This is a genomic window from Mycolicibacterium elephantis DSM 44368 (genome assembly GCF_004014805.1).
Taxonomy (GTDB): Bacteria; Actinomycetota; Actinomycetes; order Mycobacteriales; family Mycobacteriaceae; genus Mycobacterium; species Mycobacterium elephantis.
Genome location: NZ_ATDN01000023.1, coordinates 1 through 18,441, shown reverse-complemented (window position 1 = coordinate 18,441; position 18,441 = coordinate 1). Strand labels below are relative to the sequence as shown.

The window sequence follows — 18,441 nt, the reverse complement described above, 5'->3', positions numbered from 1 at the left end:
TCAATTGGTGGTTTCGGTTGACACAGCTCGGCATGCCGGGCAGAGGCCCCAATACGTCACCTCGGCCTCGTCGATGCTGAAGTTTCGGTCGTCGCTGGCCTGCAAGCACGGCGCTTCGCCTGTCGCACAAGCAACGTCGACGATCACGCCGCAGCTGCGACAGACCAAATGGTGGTGGTTGTCGCCGGTCTCGATCTCGAAGAGGGTCCGGCTGCCCGCCGGTTCGACGCGACGTAACAGCCCGACCCTGGTGAGCGCGTGCACGACGTCGTAGATCGCCTGGGTCGACACGGCGCCCAGGCGCGCCCGGGCGCCGGTGGCGATTGTCTCGACGTCGGCGTGGGGATGGTTCTCGAGTTCGGCAAGAACTGCGAGGCGCGGCCGGGTCACCCGGAGGCCGGCGGCGCGAAGCTTGTCCTTGGCGCTCTGCATCGCTTCCTCGTTTCTGGAGTGCGCCAAGATTACCGCTGATTATTGTCTTGCGCAAGACAAGTCTTGCATTCGGCAATTCGGTGGGTGTTCGGACGGCCCTGTGTCAGTACGGGATCCGCGGGTCCTCTGGTGCTTCCAGCACCTCGTGCAACCGCTCCAGCGCCGTGATGCACTGGGCTCGATCGTCGGGTTCGAGCCGAGCCAGCGCATTACCGAGCTCGCGCCGCCGACGCGCCTCGACCCTGTTGACCAGCCGCCGGCCCTCGTCGGTCAAAGCCAGCACGACTGCGCTGCGGTTACCGGCATCCGGCCGACGAACCAGATGTCCCGACGCGTCGAGCCGATCCACCAACCGGGTGATCGACGACCCCCCGACACCCAGCACCTGCGCACATTGCGTGGCGCTGGCCGCACCCAACTCGTCAAGAACGCGCAACAGCCGAAACTGCGGAAGCGAGACTTCGAGGCCCTCGACGCTGCGCAAGGCCACCCCGACCAGATCGCTGGTGGCGCGTTGAATGATCGCTAGCTCCCGCGCTGTCGAGTCGGTCGACCTCTTGCGCACCACGCCCGCGAGTATCGCACGCGCGCGCCAGCGGTCGCCGGGTGTCAGTTCGCGAGCAGTGCGTCGATCTGGTTGATCGCCTCCCTCGAACCTTCCTCGACGCCCATCTCGAGGACCTTCTGCAGGCCTTCGGCCGACTCGTACTTGCTGACGTAGGTGACCCTGGTGGCGTCGTCGCCGACCGGCTCGAACGTGTAGGTGCTGTGCGCGACCGGCATGTCGCCCGCCGGTTTGAGCTCGTCGTCGGCGAAGCCGTCTTCGAAACTGAAGCTGCGCGGCTCGTCGACGGCGGTGACCTTCCAGTAGCCGCCGTACTTCGCGCCGTCGGGCCCGGTCATGTAGTACGTGACGGTGCCGCCCGGGGTGAGGGAGTGCTCCACCACGGTCGCCGGAAAGCCCGGCGGACCCCAGATCTTCTCGAGCTGGCGCGGGTCGGCGTAGATCTGCCAGACCCGCTCGACGGGCGCCGCGAACTCCGCGGTGATCGTCAGGGTGCGGTCGTCGATGTTCTTGCGGATATCGGTGACAGGCATGGTTATTCCTCGCTGAGTAGGTCGTCGATGCGGGCAATGCGGCCACGCCAGACGTCTTCGAGCTCGGTGAGCATGGAGGCGACTGATCGCACCGCATCCACATCGCCGCTCGCCAGTTGCTCTCGCCCCTCGCGACGCTTGGAGATCAGGCCTGCCTTCTCCAGCACGGCGACGTGTTTCTGCACCGCGGCGAAGCTCATGGCGTACTTCGCCGCGAGCGCGGTGACCGAGTGCTCTCCGGCCAACACCCGGCGCAGGATGTCCCGCCGAGTCCGGTCGGCCAGGGCGTGGAAGAACGCGTCCGCTCGGTCCTCGTCCTGCTCGGCCACAGGCCCCAACATACAACCGATTGGTTGTACGTTGTCAACCCCCTGCCGACACGACGAAGCTGACCGTGGTGGCGGTGCTGCCGCCGATGTTGAGCGTGGCGAACCGGCGCGCACCCTCGACCTGATAGTCCCCCGCCGCGCCGCTGACCTGCCTGGCAGCGTCGACGAGCATGCGAATACCCGTGGCGCCCACCGGATGTCCACCCCCGATCAGCCCGCCGCTGGGGTTCACCGGCAGCCGGCCGTCGATCTCGATCTCGCCGTTCTCGACGGCCTTCCACGATTCCCCCGGCCCGGTCAGCCCGATGTGGTCGATGGCCAGGTACTCGCTGGGCGTGAAGCAGTCGTGGACCTCGAAGCCGTCGACGCCGTCCAGCGTGACCTCGGCCCGGCGGAACGCGTCGTGCACCGCGTCGCGCACGTGGGGCATCACGTACGGCGGGTCGGCGTCGCGATCCAGTTTCTGCTGCAGCCCCAGACCGACGGTGCGATGCCCCCAGCCGTCGATGCGCCCGATCGGCCGGGTGCTGGGGTGATCGCGCAGGTAGCGGTCGGAGACCAGCACCAGGCCGGCCCCTCCGTCGGTGAGCTGACTGCAGTCGTAGCGGCGCAGCCGACCGTCGACGCGCGGGTTGACCTCGTCGTCGTCTCCGTCGGCGGCGAGGTCGGGAATTTGCCAATTGCGGGTCTGCGCATGGGGATTGCGACGGGCGTTGGCGTAGTTGAGCGTGGCGATCGCGCGCAGATGCGCGTCGTCGATGCCGTAGCGGCGGTCGTACTCGTCGGCCACCCGGGAGAAGGTGTCCGCCCACATGTTCGTGGCGCCGGGGTCGTCGTGCCCGGTCCACCCGGCCGCGGCCAGATGGGCCGCCCCGACGTCGCCGGGCACGGTCTTCTCCAGTTCCAGACCCACCACCAACGCCACGTCGTAGGCCCCCGACCGCAGATCCGCCATGGCGGCCAGCGCCGCGATGCTGCCGGACGCGCACGCCGCCTCGTGGCGCGCCGCAGGCACTCCCCACAGCGCGCTGTCGACGGTGGCGGGCATCGCACCGAGATGCCCTTGGGCAGCGAACAATTCGCCGAAGGCGTTGCCGACGTGGATGACCTGGACAGCGGACGCGTCCACCCTGGCGGAGGTCAGCGTGCCGTGCACCACCTCGTCGGTCAGGTCGGCGAATGCGCCGCCCTCCCGGGTGAGGTTGCGGGCGAAGTCGGTCCGGTAGCCGCCGAGGATCCACACGTTCGTCATGAGGGTTATGGTTCAGTTGACAGAGTCACTCTGTCAACTGTAGTTTCCGCGGATATGCGGGTACGGCTGCTGGATACGTGGACCTCGACGCTGCCGAGCGATGACGACCATCCCTATCGTTCCGGTCCGTGGCGGCCCCAGGTGAACGAGTGGAGCGCCGACGACCTCGACGTCGTCGAGGGCGAGGTGCCCGCCGACCTGGACGGGATGTATCTGCGCAACACCGAGAATCCCCTGCATCCGCCGATCACGAACTACCACCCGTTCGACGGCGACGGGATGATCCACATCGTCGAGTTCGGCAATGGAAAAGCCCACTACCGCAACAGGTTTGTGCGCACCGATGGCTTACTCGCCGAGCAGGAAGCCGGCGGCTCACTGTGGGCGGGGTTCATCGAGATGCCCGCCACCGCCAAACGCGACGACGGTTGGGGCGCGCGCACCCGCATGAAGGACGCGTCCAGCACCGACGTGATCGTGCACCGCGGGATGGCGCTGACCAGCTTCTACCTGTGCGGTGACCTCTACCAGGTCGACCCCTACACCGCCGACACCATCGGCAAGGAGACCTGGCACGGAAAGTTCCCGGCGTGGGGTGTCTCGGCGCACCCCAAGGTCGATCCCGTCACCGGCGAGCTGCTGTTCTTCAGCTACAGCAAACAAGCGCCGTATCTGCGCTACGGCGTGGTCGACAAGGACGCCAACCTGGTGCACCACACCGACATCCCGCTTCCGGGGCCGCGGATGCCGCACGACATGGCGTTCACCGAGAACTACGTGATCCTCAACGACTTCCCGCTGTTCTGGGAACCGTCCCTGCTCAAGCGCGACATTCACGCGCCGGTCTTTCACCCCGACCTGCCGTCACGCTTCGCGGTGCTGCCCCGGCGGGGCGATCAGTCGCAGGTGCGGTGGTTCGAGGCCGCGCCGACCTACGCCCTGCACTTCGTCAACGCGTTCGAGGACGGCGACGAGATCGTCCTCGACGGGTTCTTCCAGGCCAACCCGTCGCCGTCGACGGAGGGTGCTCGCTCGTTGGAGGAGGCAGCGTTCCGCTATTTGGCGCTCGACGGCTTCGAGTCCCATCTGCACCGCTGGCGTTTCAACCTCGCCACCGGTGTCGCATCCGAAGAGCGGCTGAGCGACAACTTCACCGAATTCGGCATGCTCAACGGGGATTTCCAGACCCGGCCCTACCGCTACGTCTACGCCGCCACCGGTAAACCCGGGTGGTTCCTGTTCGACGGTCTGGTCAAACACGACCTGCATACCGGCACCGAGGAACGGTATTCGCTCGGCGACGGCGTGTTCGGCAGCGAGACGGCGATGGCGCCGCGGCCTGGCGGGAGCGCCGAGGACGACGGATATCTCGTCACCCTCACCACGGACATGAACGACGACGCCTCCTACTGCCTGGTGTTCGATGCCGCGCGGGTCGGCGACGGCCCGGTGTGCAAACTGCGGCTGCCCGAACGGATCTGCAGCGGAACGCATTCCACCTGGGTCTCCGGCGAGGAGCTGCGCCGCTGGCCACGGCCCCAGTGACCGGGCCCGACGACGTCAACGCCGTAGGGCGGATGCTCGCGCTGCTCGGTGACGAGTGGACCCTGTTGATCGTGCGCGAATCTCTGCTGGGCGCACGACGTTTCACCGACTTCGCGGCGCTGCCGATCTCCAACGCCGTGCTCAGCAACCGGCTGCGGTCGCTGGTGGACGACGGGCTGTTGGAGCGTCGCATCTATCAGTCCCAGCCTCCTCGTGCCGACTACCACCCGACGGAACCCTGTCGGGCGCTGTGGCCGGTGCTGGTGTCGATATGGCATTGGGAGCGCACCTGGGTCGAGGACCACACCCGGTCGTTGCCGGCCATGCGCCATCAGGGATGCGGTCAGGACTTCTCGCCGGTTTTGCGGTGCGGGCACTGCCGGCAGCCGGTGCACGTCTCCGACATCGACGCCTCCTGGGGACCCAGCGGCGGCTGGCGGCGCTCGGTCCCGCGTGCCGTCACCCGTCGTCGCGTCCGCGGTGCCGCGTCGGCCGACGCGGGCCTGTTTCCCGAAACCATGGCGATCTTCGGCAACCGGTGGGCGTCGGCGATCATGGGGGCCGCCTTCCTCGGCATCCGCCGATTCACCGACTTCCAGAGCCGGCTGTCAGCACCCGGGGCGGTGGTGGCCGACCGGTTACGACTGTTCTGTGACATCGGTGTCCTGCAGGCCGCCGCCCATCCCGGCCGGGCGGACTGGTCCGAATATCACCTCACGCCAAAGGGTCTGGCGTTCTATCCCGTCATCGCGACGTCGATCCACTGGGGTGAGACCTATCTCGGCGCCGCGGACGGCCCGGCGTTACTGTTCGCCCACACCGCGTGTGGGCATCCGTTCGTTCCGGAGTTGGGCTGCGACCAGTGCGCAGAGGCGTTGGCGGGCAGCGCGATCGAGATCGTCGCGCCGCAGCGCATCGATGACCTCTACGGCCCGCCTAGCCGGTGAAGCCCTCACCCTTTGTCGAGCCGTCGTGGCTGGTGAAGTTCAGTGGGATCTGCCTGCCTGCGGCGATCTTGTCCAGCATGGCGATCCGCTCGCGCGCGGCGGCGCCGGTCCTCTTGCGGTGCTCGCGAATCGGATTGGACCACGGCAGGCGGTCGGCCAGCATCGCGATGCCGACGTTGAGCCGGGCGAGGTTCTCGAAGACCTGTACCCGGCGCTGGTAGTTGTAGCCCAGCGGCTCGAAGAGGCTCCCCTCGATCATCGCCTCGATCTGTTGGTAGCCGAACACCACGCCGGCGGGGACAAGCGCGATGCTGGCGGTGAGCTGGTTGGCGTGCCGGGCGACCAGCTTTCTGACCACCCCGGGGAGGGTTTCGGTCAGGGTCATCAGGTGCGCGGGACCGGCGATGGCGTCGACGAGCTGAGCGCGCCACGGCGACGGGTTGCCGCCCCTGGCCAGGACGTAGTTCAACGACTTGATCAGCTCCAGACCGTCAGCGGACTGCAGCCGCTCGGGAGCGCCCCACAACCGCCCGGAGAACGACGAGTACTCCGCGAGATCCTCGAGCTGCTGGCGGGTCAGCTTGCGTCCGAACGCGTGATCGATGAGCCGGCTGAGCAGCATCCCGCTGCCGAACCCGAGCAGCGACGTCACCGGAATGGGTTCGCCGAACTTGAGATAGACATCGTCACCCCATTTCCGGCGCAACCCGCGGCTGGCCAGCGCGTGCATCAACCGCACTCGCACCACGTCCTGGAAGGCTTCCGACCAGCGGTCGAAGATGTCGGGCAACGTGAACTCCGCGAAGACCCGCGCGGTCTCGATGAAGCGCCGAGGGCCGTCGTCGGCGAACCGGCCGGTGGCGCCCGTCGCGGCGGAGATGTCGCCGGTCATCGCGGTCTCATAGAACGCCCACCCGCGGATGATCGTGGTGGCGGCAATGGTGCTCGACATCGCCGCCATCCGCCCCCGTTCGGCGGCTTCGAGGTCGAACTGGCCGGGCAGCTGGTCCAGGTGCTCGAAGAGGTCGACGAACTCTTGCGGCGGATCCTCGAGTGTGTCGATGCCCTGGGTCAGGGCCTGCTCGAACAACACCCGACCCTGCTGATACCCGATGCGCTCGAACGCGTCGACCACGCCGACCATGTACTCGTCGCCCTGCCAGAAGTAGTCGTCGCGCAACCGGGTGAGGTCGCTGGGTTCGACCTCTGTGTCGATGTCGATCCAGTCGCCGAAGATGAACTCGCGCATGTGCCGCCACTGAGGGGCGAAATGGTCGCGTCCCGGTGGTATGGGCCGCAGCGGCTTGTCGGGATGAGCGCGGCGATTGAACTCGACGTCCTCGAGGAGGATTTCTGGACGCTCACCAGTGACAGTCATACGGCAAATCCCATCTGCGAAGTAAAGGGCACTGATTTCGACGTTAGCCTAGGAGCTGCCCTTATGTGAATCACGCTTCCGGCGCGCAGCCCCGTCTCATGACTCCGGATTGAGGGCCGCGTCGAAGAACGCCAGCTCCAGGCGCATTGCCCGGCGGTAGGCGACCCGCGCGGCGGCGAGGTCGTCGACGTGTCGATCGAGCAGCTTTTCCAGCAGCGCGGCCACTTCCTCGAAGCCGGGGTCGGCGTAGGTTTCCACCCATTGGCGGTACGGGCCGGCGGTGTCGGCGTCCAGCGTGGTGCCGATGTGGGCATAGAGCCGCATGCAGGGCGTCATCGCGGCGCACACCACCCCCACACCGCCGGTCGCAGCGGTGGCCAGGAGAAACTCGGTGTAGGCCAGGGTCGCCGGGGCGGGCTGCACGTTGGCCATGTCAATGCCCCACGACGCCGCGTACGACTCATGCAACCGCAGTTCCTCACGAACGCCCGCGAGCAGGTCGGCGAAGGTCAGCAGAGACGTCGTGTCCGGGCTGCGGGCCAGCGCCAAAGCGTAGGCACGGGCGAAGGATTCGAGGAAGTACGCGTCCTGGGCGACATACCCGGCGAACAGCTTGCGGTCCAACGAGCCGTCTCCGATGCCGCGCACGAACGGGTTGGCCAGCACCTCGGCCACCACGTCGGCGTTCTCTGACCACAGTTGCTCGGCCAGCGTCATGCCGCCTCCTTCACCTCTGCAGTTCGAGCTCATCACTTTAGGCAAGACCGAGATCATCGGCCCCGCAGGCCGAGAACCGGCTGGCTGCGCCGACCGTGCCGCCAGCCGGGGTCCCACGGCCACCGTCCGCGCTCGTCGGCCCACACCAGTTGGAGCGCGCGAACCTGCGGGCCGAACAGTCTGATCGCGAACGTCAGGTGCACGTCGGGGTGCTCGACCTCGACGACTTCGATGAGGGGACCGTCCTGGCAGTCGATGCGCATCGCTGGGACCAGCACCATGGCATCGCCGATCATCCTGCGCGCCACGGAGTTCAACACGTGCGTAGCCCCTCCAGGTGACACACCGCTGATCAGCAGTTCCGGCACACCCAGGTCGTGCAGGCCGATGGTGTACGCGAAGGGCCGTTTCTCGTCTTCGACGAACTGGACCGCCCAGCCGTGGTCCCTGATGATGGCCCACAGTTCGTCCAGATAGTCCTCGATGGGCCTGTCGGGGTTGTCGCATCGCCAGCACATGGTGCGCACCCTTCTCTCGTAGGTGCGACCAGCATGCGCGCGGCCACCGACAAGCTCAGATGGTCATCCGCATCTCCGCACCCGGGTGCGTACTGAGCGTGACGACGACCGTGCCGGTCCCGGTGGGGAGTGTGGTGTTGGCGTAGCCGATGAACCCGTAGTGGCCGTCGATGGTCGAGACCGCGGTGATGTCGTCGCTTCCCGATGCGCCGGTGTCGAGGTTGGCCCATGAGGCGGTCACCGTCAGCGCGCACGAACCGTCGTAGACGCCGGCGTCGTAGTGGATCGCGACGCGGACGCCGTTCTCGACTCGGTCGTCGACCTGCACCGGTGTCACCTGGGCGTCGGCGCTGACGGTTCCCGCGCACGTGGGCGAGGCGACCACCGGAACCGCACCGAGCTGCGCGAACGCGTCGGCCCGGGCGGTCGTCACCGACGCCCAGGGTGCGGTCAAGGCGACCGCGAGGGCCTCGGCAACACGGAGCAAGGTCACGCCCTGTCATCGGCGCCGGCGACGACGGCGTTAGCCACCCGCAGGGTATATGCAACGAATCGAATACAAACCGGCGTCGTCCGCGCGTCGACACGCCTGTCACGGCAGTCACTTTGGTAACTTCGCGCGGTGCAGATCTCCCGGCGCGACGCTCTGCGCTGCGCTGCCGCGGTCTCCGCACTGGCCGGCCTCGGTATGGCAGCGGGTAAGCAGGCGCCTGCGGCGGCGGCCGCCGCTCCCACGCTGATCGACTACGCCATGCGCCAGATTCCGGCGGAGGCCATCCGGGGCGCGGGCCACGCCGGGGTGATCAACTACGTCTCGACCTCACGGCCCGGCTCGTCGTTCGGCGCCAAGCCGATCACGCTGCCCTACGCGCGGTCGCTGTCCGCGGCCGGTTTGGTGATCGTCAGCAACTACCAGTACGGCAAGCCGGGCGGGACGGCCCCGTCGGATTTCACCCGCGGATATCCCGGCGGCGTGGCCGACGCGCGCACCGGCTGGCACCTGCATACCGCGGCGGGCGGCGGTAAGAGCGCCCCGATCTACTTCAGCGTCGACGACGACATCGACCGCCAAGCCTGGAACGACCTGGTGCTGCCCTGGTTCCGGGGCATCAACTCGGTGATCGGCGTGCAGCGCACCGGTATCTACGGGGGCATCAAGGCCTGCCAGTGGGCGGCCGCCGACGGTGTCATCGGCAAGTCACGCACGCCCGGGCGGGTCTGGGCCTGGCAGACCCGGTCCTGGTCGAACGGGCAGGTCTTCCCCGGCGCGGTGCTCTACCAGCGCATCATCGACACGGCATCGAATCCGGGACCGGTGGTCGGCGGCATCCGCGTCGACGTCAACGATGTGCTGGCCCAGGATTGCGGCCAGTGGAACTTTCATCCCTGACGGGCGCAAGTCAGCGCGGCAACGTGGTGATGTGCACGTGGTCGAAATGGCCGTAACCCGACGCTTGCGGACCGGCCGGCGTGTAGTAGGTGCCACGCCAGATCACGTCCTGTAACCCGAACCGGCCGGCGTTGGCCATCGCGTACGCGAGGATCTCGTTGCCCAGCGCGATGCCCTCGGGGCTGTTGTGGTTGGGGATCATGATGTCGATCGCCAGGCCGCGGGGATGCCACGGCTTCGAGTCCGGTCGGACCCCGTCGATGGTCGAGATCTGGGGGAACCGGGCGCTGACGGCCCGGGCGACCAGGACGGAGTTTCGCTGTAATCCGGCCTCGTTCGCGACGCCGACGGGCAGCGCCTCGGGGATGTCGATCTGGGCGGCGGCCAGCGAGGGAACCGGGTCGGTGGCCGGCTGGCCGGGCATCGCGACGATCGCGGGGTCTTGCGGAGCGGGCGCACTCGGCGGCGGGGCGGCGTTGTCGATCGCCGCTTGTTGTTGCGGTGTCAACGCCGCGTACTGCGCCTCGGCGGCGGCGATCTGGCGCAGCAGTTCCTTCCACTTGGCCTGCAGGTCCGCCCGTACCGCGGCAGCCTTCTCGGTCGCGGCGCGCGCGTCGGCGGCGGACTTCTCCGAGGCCTGGGCGGCGGCGGCCGCGCGCTCGGATGCTGCCTTGAAGTTCTTCATCTGGTCGGCCGTCGTCGCGGCGACCACCCGCTGCACCGACAGCCGGTCGATCAGCTGTTGCGGCGAGGCGGCGGTGAGCACCGTCACCATCGCGCCGTCGCGGCCGCCCATGTAGTTCATCGCCGCAAGCCGGTCGACCGCCTCCTGATAGGGCGCCAGCTGGGCGTTCGCGGCGGCAAGGGCCTCGAGGTCGGCGCGGCGGCGGTCTTCGGCCGCCTCCTGGGCGGCCACTCGCTCGTCGACGTCGCGTTGTGCGGCCGTGACGGCCTCGCGCGTCTGCACCGCCTGGCTGGAGAGTTCGTTGAGCTTGGCCAGCGCGTCATCCGCCGGGTCCGCGGTGACGCCGGCCATCGATAAGCCCAACGACGATGCGAGCACCAGGACAGCGGTCGCCACACCGCACACCGTTCGCCGAAATGAACGACGCGCCCCGACCATTTGGATTGCCACGATCCTTCGCTGCAAGGACCGACTCCGGTCCAGCTTTTACGACCCCGGACAGGTTACGAAGTGGTCTTGATGATGTCCACCCGTGGTGGATCCGGGCTAGTCGTAGATGACGTCGAGGCCTCGACGTCTGAGGTCGGCAAGGACATCGCGCATCGCCTGAATCTGCTCGTCGGTATGCCCCGTCCAGTCGATGATCTCGCCGACGATGCGCACAGGCTCGCGCGTGCGGTACGAGCGCGTCGGATTGCCCGGCAGCTTCTTGTCCGTCACGTTCGGGTCGTCTTCCACAGCGCCCAGCGGTTCGACGATGTAGATACGGCCTCGACCGTCGCCCTTGGCCAGTTCGGCGCCCCACACGGCCGCGTCCAACGTCCGCGTCACGTAGACGTGGTTCATGACCCGGCCCTCCTCGTAGTTCGAGACGCGTCCTGGCACGAGCAGATCGCCCACCGGAAGGGCGGCTTTCGTGCCGTGCAGGTATGCGCCGGACTCGTGTACCTCGAAGGGCTTCGGCGGACTCGACACGTGGACCTCCATCAGTCGGATTGGTTGGCCGCAAGATTGTGCCGCGCCTACCGGGCCTTGCCGCAAGCCCCCCACCTGCCCATATAGTGAGGATGGGAGGCGCGTCTGGCCCTTCCGCCGCACCACGGCCCCCCCGCCGACTGTCGGCAACCACCAATCGTGCTCGGAATCCATGACGATCGCCGGACCATCAGAGCGACTGCCGGCTCAGGCCATGGCACGCCTAGCTGGACCGCTGCTGGGCGCCTGTCGAGATCTCAGCCCACGACTTGCCGCGCTGCTTGGCCCCAAGCCGCGCGCCACAATCGAAGCTCTCGATCGATAGCCGCTGTTCGAACGGATTGTGACGCAGGAAAATTGTTCGTGGGATCGTCGCTGCAACTCGACTGCCGCCACGAGTAACGCGTTATGACTTCGCCATATTGGTGAATCGAGACAAATGCAGTTGGTGCGCAACAGTAATCGTCTTCGTTGGACCATTGCGGTGCTTGCCGATAATCAAATCCGCCTCACCACCGCGCGGATCGTCACGCTCGAACGCATCCGGGCGGTGCAAAAGTATGACCATATCCGCATCCTGCTCGAGACTATTATGCAAGCTAATTAGATTCGCGACGAAATTGTGTGTCCCACTTACGGTTCCGTCATAGACATCCTGCAAACCGGTGCTCGTGATCTCGACAATGGAATCCCAGAACACGTCGTTGGTTGCGAGGTCATGCAACTCGCGATCGTCCAGCAGTGCGGACGCTCTATGTAACCGGCCCCGGCTCGGTGCATGCTTCCACATGGTCGGCCCGCAGAACTTCGTGTCCATTGCCGCCGCGAACGCCCGGTGCGACATCGTCTGATCCGCCAACCCGGCCCTCACGAGATCCCACACCTCCTTGGGCCCCGTATCTAGATTCGTATTACGGCGGACTCCTTCGAGGTTGGCCAGTACTTCCCGTGCTGCGAACCACTTTTCGGCGTTGACGTCGACGTTGCGGAGGAACCGCATCTGGTTATCAGCGCCGTAGATGTACAGGTGCCAGGAGTCGCGATAGCCGGCCTTCTTGGTGCGCTTGATGCGGCCGAAGACTCCGACCCGTAGCAGAAGTTGGCTTACATCGTCGACGAGACGCCGGCTCGTCGATGCATAGTAGATCCGCGCCTGCTTATGTTTCGCGTCCCAATGAACACATCCGTCGGTCGCCCACAGATGCCGTAGAAACAGTGCGATCTGATCGTTTGGCAGTGCGAAAACCCCTGCGGGAACGAATTTCTCGTAGCTGCGCTTACCGAACAGTCCCAGTTTGTCCAGCCATGCGGCGATCGGGTTTCGCTTGCCGTGGGTCAAGTGGTACGGCGCCGGTAGACGTAGCGTCGTCACCCGCGCCGCAGGGAATTCGTCGCGAATGGCGGTCACGCCGAAGTGCCGGGCCGCCTTGGTCACCGCAAGAAGGTTCTCCTCGTCGATGCTTGCGTAGCGGATCGGCTGATTCGTCACGCAGGAACCGTCGCCGATCATGTGCGCCAGCAGGATCACTTCGGAGTCGTCCATCCGCTGCGTCTGTACCGGCTCCGGAACCCGCCGCGGCACCGCCACTCGGTCGCCAACCGTCAACTCCCCCAACGGGGTCCATCCGTCAAGTGTCATGAACGGATGGTTCGCCGTCGCCTCCACCACACGTCCCGACGCGAGCCGCACCTTGAACACTTCCTTGTGCCCGCTGTAGAACACGTTGGTCATCGGCCGTGCGACCATGCGCTTGCGCTCATCCAGCGACCACACCAGCGGGCGCTCGCCTGTGCGCATCAGCTCGCCGAAGGTCACCTCAGCACCGATGTCCGCCCGCAGGATGCGCGTGTTGGCCGTCAGACATCCCGACTCGCGCAGGTCCGAGATCATCGGCTTCTTGTCGGTGCGCTGTTCCGGGCCGCGGTTCAGCTGGCTGATCGCCACCACTGGGACGTCGAGTTCTTTGGCCATCAGTTTCAGGCTTCGCGAGAAGTCCGACACCTCTTGCTGGCGGGACTCGTACTTCTTGCCCGACGTCATCAGCTGCATGTAATCGACGACGATCAGCTTCAGCCCGGCCCGCTGCGAGAGCCGACGCGCCTTGGCGCGGATCTCCATCATGGTCAGGTTCGGCGAATCGTCGATATACAAAGGCGCTTCGCTGATTTCGCTCATCCGCCGCGCGAGCCGGGTCCAGTCATCGTCGCTCATCCGGCCCGACCGCATGTCGGCCAGCTTGATTTTCGCCTCCGCCGACAGCAGCCGCATCACGATTTCTGACCGGCTCATTTCCAGGCTGAAGATGATGCTGGCCATCTGGTGCTTGATCGAGCATGACCGTAAAAAATCCAGTCCTAGCGTCGATTTCCCCACGCCCGGCCTGGCCGCGATGATGATCATCTGGCCCGGATGCAGACCGTTGGTGACCTCGTCGAGTTCGAAGAAGCCCGTCGGCACCCCGCGGGCCAGACCGCCCTGCGAGGCGATCGCGTCGATCTCGTCCATTGTCGGCTGCAGCAGGTCCTCGAGCGGCACGAAGTCCTCGGCCATTCGCCGTTCGGTGACGTCGTAGATCTCGGACTGGGCGCGGTCCACGATCTCGGCGACGTCGGCGCCCTCCGCGCCGGCATAGCCGTACTGCACCACCCGCGTGCCGGCCTCCACGAGGCGACGCAGCAGCGCCTTCTCCGCCACGATGCCCGCGTAGTAGCCCGCGTTGGCTGCCGTCGGCACCGTCGAGATCAACGTGTGCAGATACGGCGCTCCGCCGATCCGGCGCAACAACCCACGCCGATCCAGCTCCGCGGCCACCGTCACCGCATCGGCGGGCTCACCGCGGCCGTAGAGGTCCAGGACCGCGTCGTAGATGTTCTGGTGGGCGGGCCGGTAGAAGTCGCCCGGACGCAGCCGCTCCAGCACGTCGGCGATGGCGTCCTTGCTCAGCAGCATGCCCCCGAGCACTGCCTGTTCGGCAGCTGCGTCCTGGGGAGGTTGACGGCCGAAGTCTTCGCTCGGCGGCGGCACATCCATGCCCGAATGTCCGAGGTCGTCTACAACAGCCACCTAGCGCTGCACCTCCCCTCGCCCGACGCTCGAACTCACATTCGATACCTGGTACCGCAACCGTAGGACCGCCCTCCGACAAAACTTCGCCGTGTCCCCGCCGGGACTGCCCCGCGACGGCTCACGCTAGACGTTGCTGGAGGCGAGGCAAAGGGGGGCTGTTCATAGACCTGTGCATGGTGTGTGGATAGCTCGCTTTCCCCATGTTGACGGGCTGGGGAGAACCTGTGGACTAACACCTTCGTTGAATACATTTCCGCAGGCAAGCGCACCACAGCAGGGATGTGAATCTGTGGATGACAATTCCTTCGGCGTGTCGTGCCGGGTTGCGGTTTCGGGCGTGTTGTGTGTCGAGCCGAAGACGGGCCGGTTAACAGCCGGTTGTCTTCGCTGTCGAGCAGAGGGCCGCAAAGTTCGCCAGCACAGACAGCAACGGCCGGGTGGAGGCTGATCAAGCCCTCACCCGGCCGTATTGACGCTGGCGCTAGTGCGCGGCGACGACGTTCAGCGACACCGAGGCCTCGACCTCGGGGTGCAGACGCACCTCGATCTCGTGGGTGCCCGTCGTCTTGATGTGCGCCTTGGGCATCCGGACCGTCCGCTTGTCCAGGTTCGGCCCGCCCGCGTTCTTGATGGCGGTGACGACGGCGGCCGGCGTCACCGACCCGAACAACTTGCCGGTGTCCGGTGCCGCCTTGACCGACAGCTCCACCGGGCCCAGGTTCTCGATGGCGGCCTTCAACTCGCCGGCATGCTCCAGGCTCTTGATGCTCTTGGCTTCGCGGGCGCGCCGGATCGCCTCGGCCTGCTTCTCGGCGCCCCGGGTGGCCACGATGGCCAGCTTGCGGGGCAGCAGGAAGTTACGGCCGTAGCCGTCCTTGACCTCCACGATGTCGCCCGTCGAACCGAGGTGGTCCACATCGGCGGTGAGAATCAGTTTCATTCTGTCGTCCTCTTATCGCGCCGACGAGGTGAACGGCAGCAGCGCCACCTCGCGGGCGTTCTTGACTGCGACGGCGATGTCGCGCTGGTGCTGTACACAGTTGCCCGTCACGCGGCGGGCGCGGATCTTGCCGCGCTCACTGATGTAGGTGCGCAGCAACGCGGTGTCCTTGTAGTCGATGACCTGCCCCTTCTTGGAGCAGAACACGCACTTGCGGGTCTTGACCGGCTTCTCGGGCGCCGGCCGCCGCTTGTTCGACTTGGCCATGTCTATCTCTTTCTTGCTATTGCTTGATCAGTTGTGTGTCAGAAGGGCGGCTCGTCGTCGGCGCCGGCGAAGGAGCCGGTCGCGGGCGCGCTGCCCCACGGGTCGTCCTTGGGCTGCTCGGCCGGGCGTGCACCTCCGCCGCCACCGCCGAAGCCTCCGCCGCCACCGCCGCTGCGGCTGGCCTTGTTCACCTTGGCCGTCGCGTACCGCAGCGAGGGGCCGATCTCGTCGACCTCGAGCTCGACCACCGTGCGCTTCTCGCCCTCGCGGGTCTCGAACGACCGCTGCTTGAGCCGGCCCTGCACGATCACCCGCGTACCGCGGGTCAAGCTCTCAGCCACGTTCTCGGCGGCCTCACGCCAGATGTTGCACCGCAGGAACAGCGCCTCGCCGTCTCGCCACTCCCCGCTCTGGCGGTCGTAGATGCGCGGCGTCGACGCGACGGTGAAGTTGGCGACCGCGGCACCGGACGGCGTGAAGCGCAGTTCGGGGTCGGCGGTCAGGTTTCCCACGACGGTGATGATGGTGTCACCTGCCACGATGTCCTCCTGGGATTGGCGGTGTAAGGCTGCGAGCGGTCGCAGGCGAGCCTACGGAAGCACTCCGACGCCTACAGCCTGTTCTTCGGGACTAGTCCTTGTCCGTCCGCATGACCTTGGTCCGCAGGACGGACTCGTTCAGGTTGAGCTGGCGATCCAGCTCCGACACGGTCGCGGGTTGAGCCTTCACGTCGATGACGGCATAGATGCCTTCGGCGTGCTTGGCGATCTCGTACGCGAGACGGCGCCGGCCCCAGATGTCGACCTTGTCGACGGTGCCGCCGTCCTTGCGTACCACGTTGAGGAATGCTTCCAGCGACGGAGCTACGGTGCGCTCGTCGAGGGTGGGGTCGAGAATGACCATGATTTCGTATGGACGCATGAAGACCTCATCACCTCCTACGGTCTAGTCGGCCACGGACGCTCCGTGGCAGGAGGGTCACCTGCGTCGGTAACCGAGCCAGGCTACAGGAAACCCCGCTGATCTGCGAAATCGGCGATGGCTGGGCCCGATGTTTCGCCCATTTCTGCGCCAGGGCTGCGCACGAGCGATTTGCACGACCCTCACGCAGAACTCGCGGGCTTCGGTTGCGAGTCGCGGGTGAAACGCGCTCAGCTAAGCGGGAACGCGCACGCGAGACCGCTCGCGGTCTGGTCGAAGCCAGTCCGGGAGCCACCGCGGCGGATTGTCCGGCGCGCGGTCGAACACCCCGCCGGCCGGGTCGTCGACCTCACCACGGGTCCGCACCAGATCCAGCTCGGGCCGGTAGATCTGGCGGATCACCAGCGCGCACAAGGCAACGACGGCGATGTCGCGCAGCAACACCGTTGCGGTGAACCACTGTTCGGGCAGCCCGCGGTTCTCCTCGCCGTAGAGGTACAACATCCGTGGCACCCACACAAGCGCGTCGATCGTCATCCACGCCAGCAGAATGCGCCGGTGCGGCAACGCCAGCACGGCCAGCGGCACCAGCCACAGTGAGAACTGCGGACTCCACACCTTGTTCGTCAGCAGGAACGCCGCCACCACCAGGAACGCCAGCTGCATCACCCGCGGCCGGTGTCGGGCGGTCAACGCGATGTAAGCGATTGCGACACAACAGGATAGGAACAGGATCGCCGACACCGTGTTGGTCACCGTCGGCGGCTGCCAGAAGCCGAGGTCGGGATCGAACCCGCGCCAGCCGGTGAACGACTTCACCACGTTGTACAGCGAGTCCATGTCGTCGCCGCGCCGGGTGTTGAGCCGGAAGAACTCCGACCAGCCCCGCGGGAACAACATCATGATCGGCAGGTTCACCAACAGCCACACCACGAAGGCCGACAGCGCGGTCTTGCCGACTTCGCGCAGCCTGCCGGTGCGCACCGCGAGCACGGCCAGCGGCCCGAGCAGCAGCAGCGGATAGAGCTTGGCCGCCACCCCCAACCCGATCAGCGCTCCGGCCAGCACCGGTCTTCGCCGGGCCCACGCCAACAGCGCACCGGTCGCGAAAGCCGTTGCAAGGGCATCGAAGTTCGTGAAGACCTGGAAGATGAGCAACGGCGACGCGGCCACCAGCGCGGCGTCCCAGATCCGGCGCGGACCGGCCAGCTGCGACGCCGCCCACACGGTCACCAGCCACGCGAGCGCCAGCCCGAACGCCGCGATGTTGAAGAACATCACCACCTCGGCGATGACCGGCACCGACACCAGCTTGGTCAACGCCGTGTAGGTCTTGGCCAACGCCATCGACACGTACTGGTAGAGCCCGGTGAGCACCGGATACTCCATGTAGCGCACGGCGATGTTGCCGTCGTACTGGATGTGGGGTTGGCCGGTGGCGTCCTTCTCTATCCAGCTCGACTTGTACGGAAACTTCCCGAGGTTCAACAGTTCCGCGGTGTAGAGCGGCACCGTGTCCGAGTAGCACAGCTGGTAATAGGCGCGCTGGTTTTCCCAGTTGCCGACGCGCTGATCGGCGGTGCCGGTGCCCGTGGTCTGTAGGCACGCGGCCTTCGTCGAATACCCCAGCGCCAGAAACACCAGCGCGATGATCAGCATCACCCGCAGCGGTGTCAGGAACCGTTGCCTGCCGATCAGCGCGTGCTTGCCGACGGGTCCGCCGATCACCTCCGCGAGCGCGGCGCCGATCGTGTCGGTACGGCTGGGCAGGTCGCGTTGGTCGAAGCTCCGCCTATCTTCTGCCAGCGGGGCCGGCGATTCGACATCAGCGAGCCGGGCCGGCGATTCGAGGTCGGGTTCGCTCACGGGGGCGGCAGCGGACCGGGCGGGGGCCCTTGCTGCCCCGGCGGCGGCGGTGCGGGACCGACGGGCGCGGGCTGGCCGACAGGCGCGGGCTGGCCGACAGGCGCGGGCTGGCCG

The 18,441-nt window shown here is 66.6% G+C and carries 20 protein-coding genes; 3 read left to right on the top strand and 17 right to left on the bottom strand.

The annotated features are described in order from the left end of the window. The 5 genes from MELE44368_RS16165 to MELE44368_RS16145 all read right to left on the bottom strand — a co-directional run bounded on the left by MELE44368_RS16165 (nt 1) and on the right by MELE44368_RS16145 (nt 3,111). Nucleotides 1-432 (bottom strand): Fur family transcriptional regulator, encoded by a 432-nt coding sequence (locus MELE44368_RS16165; RefSeq protein ID WP_128109404.1) that lies wholly within the window; start codon nt 430-432, stop codon nt 1-3. A 103-nt stretch (nt 433-535) separates the two neighbouring features. After that, a complete protein-coding gene (locus MELE44368_RS16160; RefSeq protein WP_409366135.1) occupies nt 536-997 on the bottom strand; it encodes a MarR family winged helix-turn-helix transcriptional regulator in 462 nt (153 codons plus the stop codon). A 44-nt stretch (nt 998-1,041) separates the two neighbouring features. After that, complete coding sequence (locus MELE44368_RS16155) at nt 1,042-1,530, bottom strand: SRPBCC family protein (RefSeq protein WP_128109403.1); 489 nt, start codon at nt 1,528-1,530, stop codon at nt 1,042-1,044. 2 nt (nt 1,531-1,532) lie between these two features. Then, entirely contained in the window at nt 1,533-1,871 is a 339-nt protein-coding gene (locus tag MELE44368_RS16150) for an ArsR/SmtB family transcription factor (RefSeq protein ID WP_128109402.1), read from the bottom strand. A 22-nt stretch (nt 1,872-1,893) separates the two neighbouring features. Then, nucleotides 1,894-3,111, bottom strand: a complete 1,218-nt coding sequence (locus tag MELE44368_RS16145) for an acetyl-CoA acetyltransferase (protein WP_128109401.1) — start codon at nt 3,109-3,111, stop codon at nt 1,894-1,896. Between the two features lie 54 nt (nt 3,112-3,165). On the opposite strand from MELE44368_RS16145, the gene MELE44368_RS16140 reads away from it, so the two are divergent. Both MELE44368_RS16140 and MELE44368_RS16135 read left to right on the top strand, forming a co-directional pair. Continuing rightward, nucleotides 3,166-4,656, top strand: a complete 1,491-nt coding sequence (locus tag MELE44368_RS16140; RefSeq protein WP_128109400.1) for a carotenoid oxygenase family protein — start codon at nt 3,166-3,168, stop codon at nt 4,654-4,656. 32 nt (nt 4,657-4,688) lie between these two features. Beyond that, entirely contained in the window at nt 4,689-5,603 is a 915-nt protein-coding gene (locus MELE44368_RS16135) for a winged helix-turn-helix transcriptional regulator (protein WP_128109569.1), read from the top strand. Here MELE44368_RS16135 and MELE44368_RS16130 read toward each other — a convergent pair. From MELE44368_RS16130 to MELE44368_RS16115, 4 genes are all read right to left on the bottom strand, one after another. Next, nucleotides 5,593-6,981: an oxygenase MpaB family protein gene (locus MELE44368_RS16130; RefSeq protein ID WP_128109399.1), complete on the bottom strand. Its 1,389-nt coding sequence runs from the start codon at nt 6,979-6,981 to the stop codon at nt 5,593-5,595. The genes MELE44368_RS16135 and MELE44368_RS16130 overlap by 11 nt on opposite strands. Nucleotides 6,982-7,077: 96 nt before the next feature. Then, nucleotides 7,078-7,698, bottom strand: a complete 621-nt coding sequence (locus tag MELE44368_RS16125; RefSeq protein WP_128109398.1) for a TenA family protein — start codon at nt 7,696-7,698, stop codon at nt 7,078-7,080. Nucleotides 7,699-7,751: 53 nt separating this feature from the next. Next, nucleotides 7,752-8,216, bottom strand: coding sequence for a DUF4262 domain-containing protein (locus tag MELE44368_RS16120; RefSeq protein WP_128109397.1), 465 nt, complete (start codon nt 8,214-8,216; stop codon nt 7,752-7,754). Between the two features lie 55 nt (nt 8,217-8,271). Further along, nucleotides 8,272-8,709, bottom strand: a complete 438-nt coding sequence (locus MELE44368_RS16115) for a hypothetical protein (RefSeq protein WP_128109396.1) — start codon at nt 8,707-8,709, stop codon at nt 8,272-8,274. 135 nt (nt 8,710-8,844) lie between these two features. Here MELE44368_RS16115 and MELE44368_RS16110 point away from each other — a divergent pair, with 135 nt between their 5' ends. After that, the gene (locus MELE44368_RS16110) at nt 8,845-9,606 is read left to right on the top strand and encodes a DUF1906 domain-containing protein (RefSeq protein WP_241566663.1); all 762 of its coding nucleotides are present in this window, start codon (nt 8,845-8,847) and stop codon (nt 9,604-9,606) included. Nucleotides 9,607-9,616: 10 nt separating this feature from the next. On the opposite strand, the gene MELE44368_RS16105 is transcribed toward MELE44368_RS16110, so the two are convergent. From MELE44368_RS16105 to MELE44368_RS16065, 8 genes are all read right to left on the bottom strand, one after another. Further along, nucleotides 9,617-10,729 (bottom strand): coiled-coil domain-containing protein, encoded by a 1,113-nt coding sequence (locus MELE44368_RS16105; RefSeq protein WP_128109568.1) that lies wholly within the window; start codon nt 10,727-10,729, stop codon nt 9,617-9,619. A gap of 108 nt (nt 10,730-10,837) precedes the next feature. Continuing rightward, nucleotides 10,838-11,278, bottom strand: coding sequence for an NAD(+)--rifampin ADP-ribosyltransferase (gene arr, locus MELE44368_RS16100; protein ID WP_206613782.1), 441 nt, complete (start codon nt 11,276-11,278; stop codon nt 10,838-10,840). A gap of 394 nt (nt 11,279-11,672) precedes the next feature. After that, a complete protein-coding gene (locus MELE44368_RS16090) occupies nt 11,673-14,330 on the bottom strand; it encodes a replicative DNA helicase (protein WP_128109393.1) in 2,658 nt (885 codons plus the stop codon). A gap of 484 nt (nt 14,331-14,814) precedes the next feature. Further along, the gene (gene rplI, locus MELE44368_RS16085) at nt 14,815-15,273 is read right to left on the bottom strand and encodes a 50S ribosomal protein L9 (RefSeq protein WP_046752313.1); all 459 of its coding nucleotides are present in this window, start codon (nt 15,271-15,273) and stop codon (nt 14,815-14,817) included. Nucleotides 15,274-15,285: 12 nt separating this feature from the next. Further along, complete coding sequence (gene rpsR / locus MELE44368_RS16080; RefSeq protein ID WP_046752314.1) at nt 15,286-15,540, bottom strand: 30S ribosomal protein S18; 255 nt, start codon at nt 15,538-15,540, stop codon at nt 15,286-15,288. Between the two features lie 38 nt (nt 15,541-15,578). Next, entirely contained in the window at nt 15,579-16,079 is a 501-nt protein-coding gene (locus MELE44368_RS16075; protein ID WP_128109392.1) for a single-stranded DNA-binding protein, read from the bottom strand. 91 nt (nt 16,080-16,170) lie between these two features. Then, on the bottom strand, nt 16,171-16,461 hold the full coding sequence (gene rpsF, locus MELE44368_RS16070) for a 30S ribosomal protein S6 (RefSeq protein WP_128109391.1): 291 nt from the start codon (nt 16,459-16,461) through the stop codon (nt 16,171-16,173). 234 nt (nt 16,462-16,695) lie between these two features. Next, nucleotides 16,696-18,327 carry a glycosyltransferase family 87 protein gene (locus MELE44368_RS16065; RefSeq protein ID WP_128109390.1) on the bottom strand — a complete coding sequence of 544 codons (1,632 nt, stop codon included), beginning with the start codon at nt 18,325-18,327 and terminating at the stop codon, nt 16,696-16,698. Between the last annotated feature and the right edge of the window lie 114 nt (nt 18,328-18,441).

Excerpts from the sequence above, each read along its gene's own strand:
- MELE44368_RS16135 (WP_128109569.1), top strand. The coding sequence starts at position 4,689 with ATGCTCGCGCTGCTCGGTGACGAGTGGACCCTGTTGATCGTGCGCGAA.
- MELE44368_RS16165 (WP_128109404.1), bottom strand. The coding sequence starts at position 432 with ATGCAGAGCGCCAAGGACAAGCTTCGCGCCGCCGGCCTCCGGGTGACC.
- MELE44368_RS16150 (WP_128109402.1), bottom strand. The coding sequence starts at position 1,871 with ATGTTGGGGCCTGTGGCCGAGCAGGACGAGGACCGAGCGGACGCGTTC.
- MELE44368_RS16130 (WP_128109399.1), bottom strand. The coding sequence starts at position 6,981 with ATGACTGTCACTGGTGAGCGTCCAGAAATCCTCCTCGAGGACGTCGAG.
- rpsR (WP_046752314.1), bottom strand. The coding sequence starts at position 15,540 with ATGGCCAAGTCGAACAAGCGGCGGCCGGCGCCCGAGAAGCCGGTCAAG.
- MELE44368_RS16145 (WP_128109401.1), bottom strand. The coding sequence starts at position 3,111 with ATGACGAACGTGTGGATCCTCGGCGGCTACCGGACCGACTTCGCCCGC.
- MELE44368_RS16125 (WP_128109398.1), bottom strand. The coding sequence starts at position 7,698 with ATGACGCTGGCCGAGCAACTGTGGTCAGAGAACGCCGACGTGGTGGCC.
- arr (WP_206613782.1), bottom strand. The coding sequence starts at position 11,278 with ATGGAGGTCCACGTGTCGAGTCCGCCGAAGCCCTTCGAGGTACACGAG.
- rpsF (WP_128109391.1), bottom strand. The coding sequence starts at position 16,461 with ATGCGTCCATACGAAATCATGGTCATTCTCGACCCCACCCTCGACGAG.
- MELE44368_RS16155 (WP_128109403.1), bottom strand. The coding sequence starts at position 1,530 with ATGCCTGTCACCGATATCCGCAAGAACATCGACGACCGCACCCTGACG.
- MELE44368_RS16105 (WP_128109568.1), bottom strand. The coding sequence starts at position 10,729 with ATGGTCGGGGCGCGTCGTTCATTTCGGCGAACGGTGTGCGGTGTGGCG.
- MELE44368_RS16140 (WP_128109400.1), top strand. The coding sequence starts at position 3,166 with ATGCGGGTACGGCTGCTGGATACGTGGACCTCGACGCTGCCGAGCGAT.
- rplI (WP_046752313.1), bottom strand. The coding sequence starts at position 15,273 with ATGAAACTGATTCTCACCGCCGATGTGGACCACCTCGGTTCGACGGGC.
- MELE44368_RS16120 (WP_128109397.1), bottom strand. The coding sequence starts at position 8,216 with ATGTGCTGGCGATGCGACAACCCCGACAGGCCCATCGAGGACTATCTG.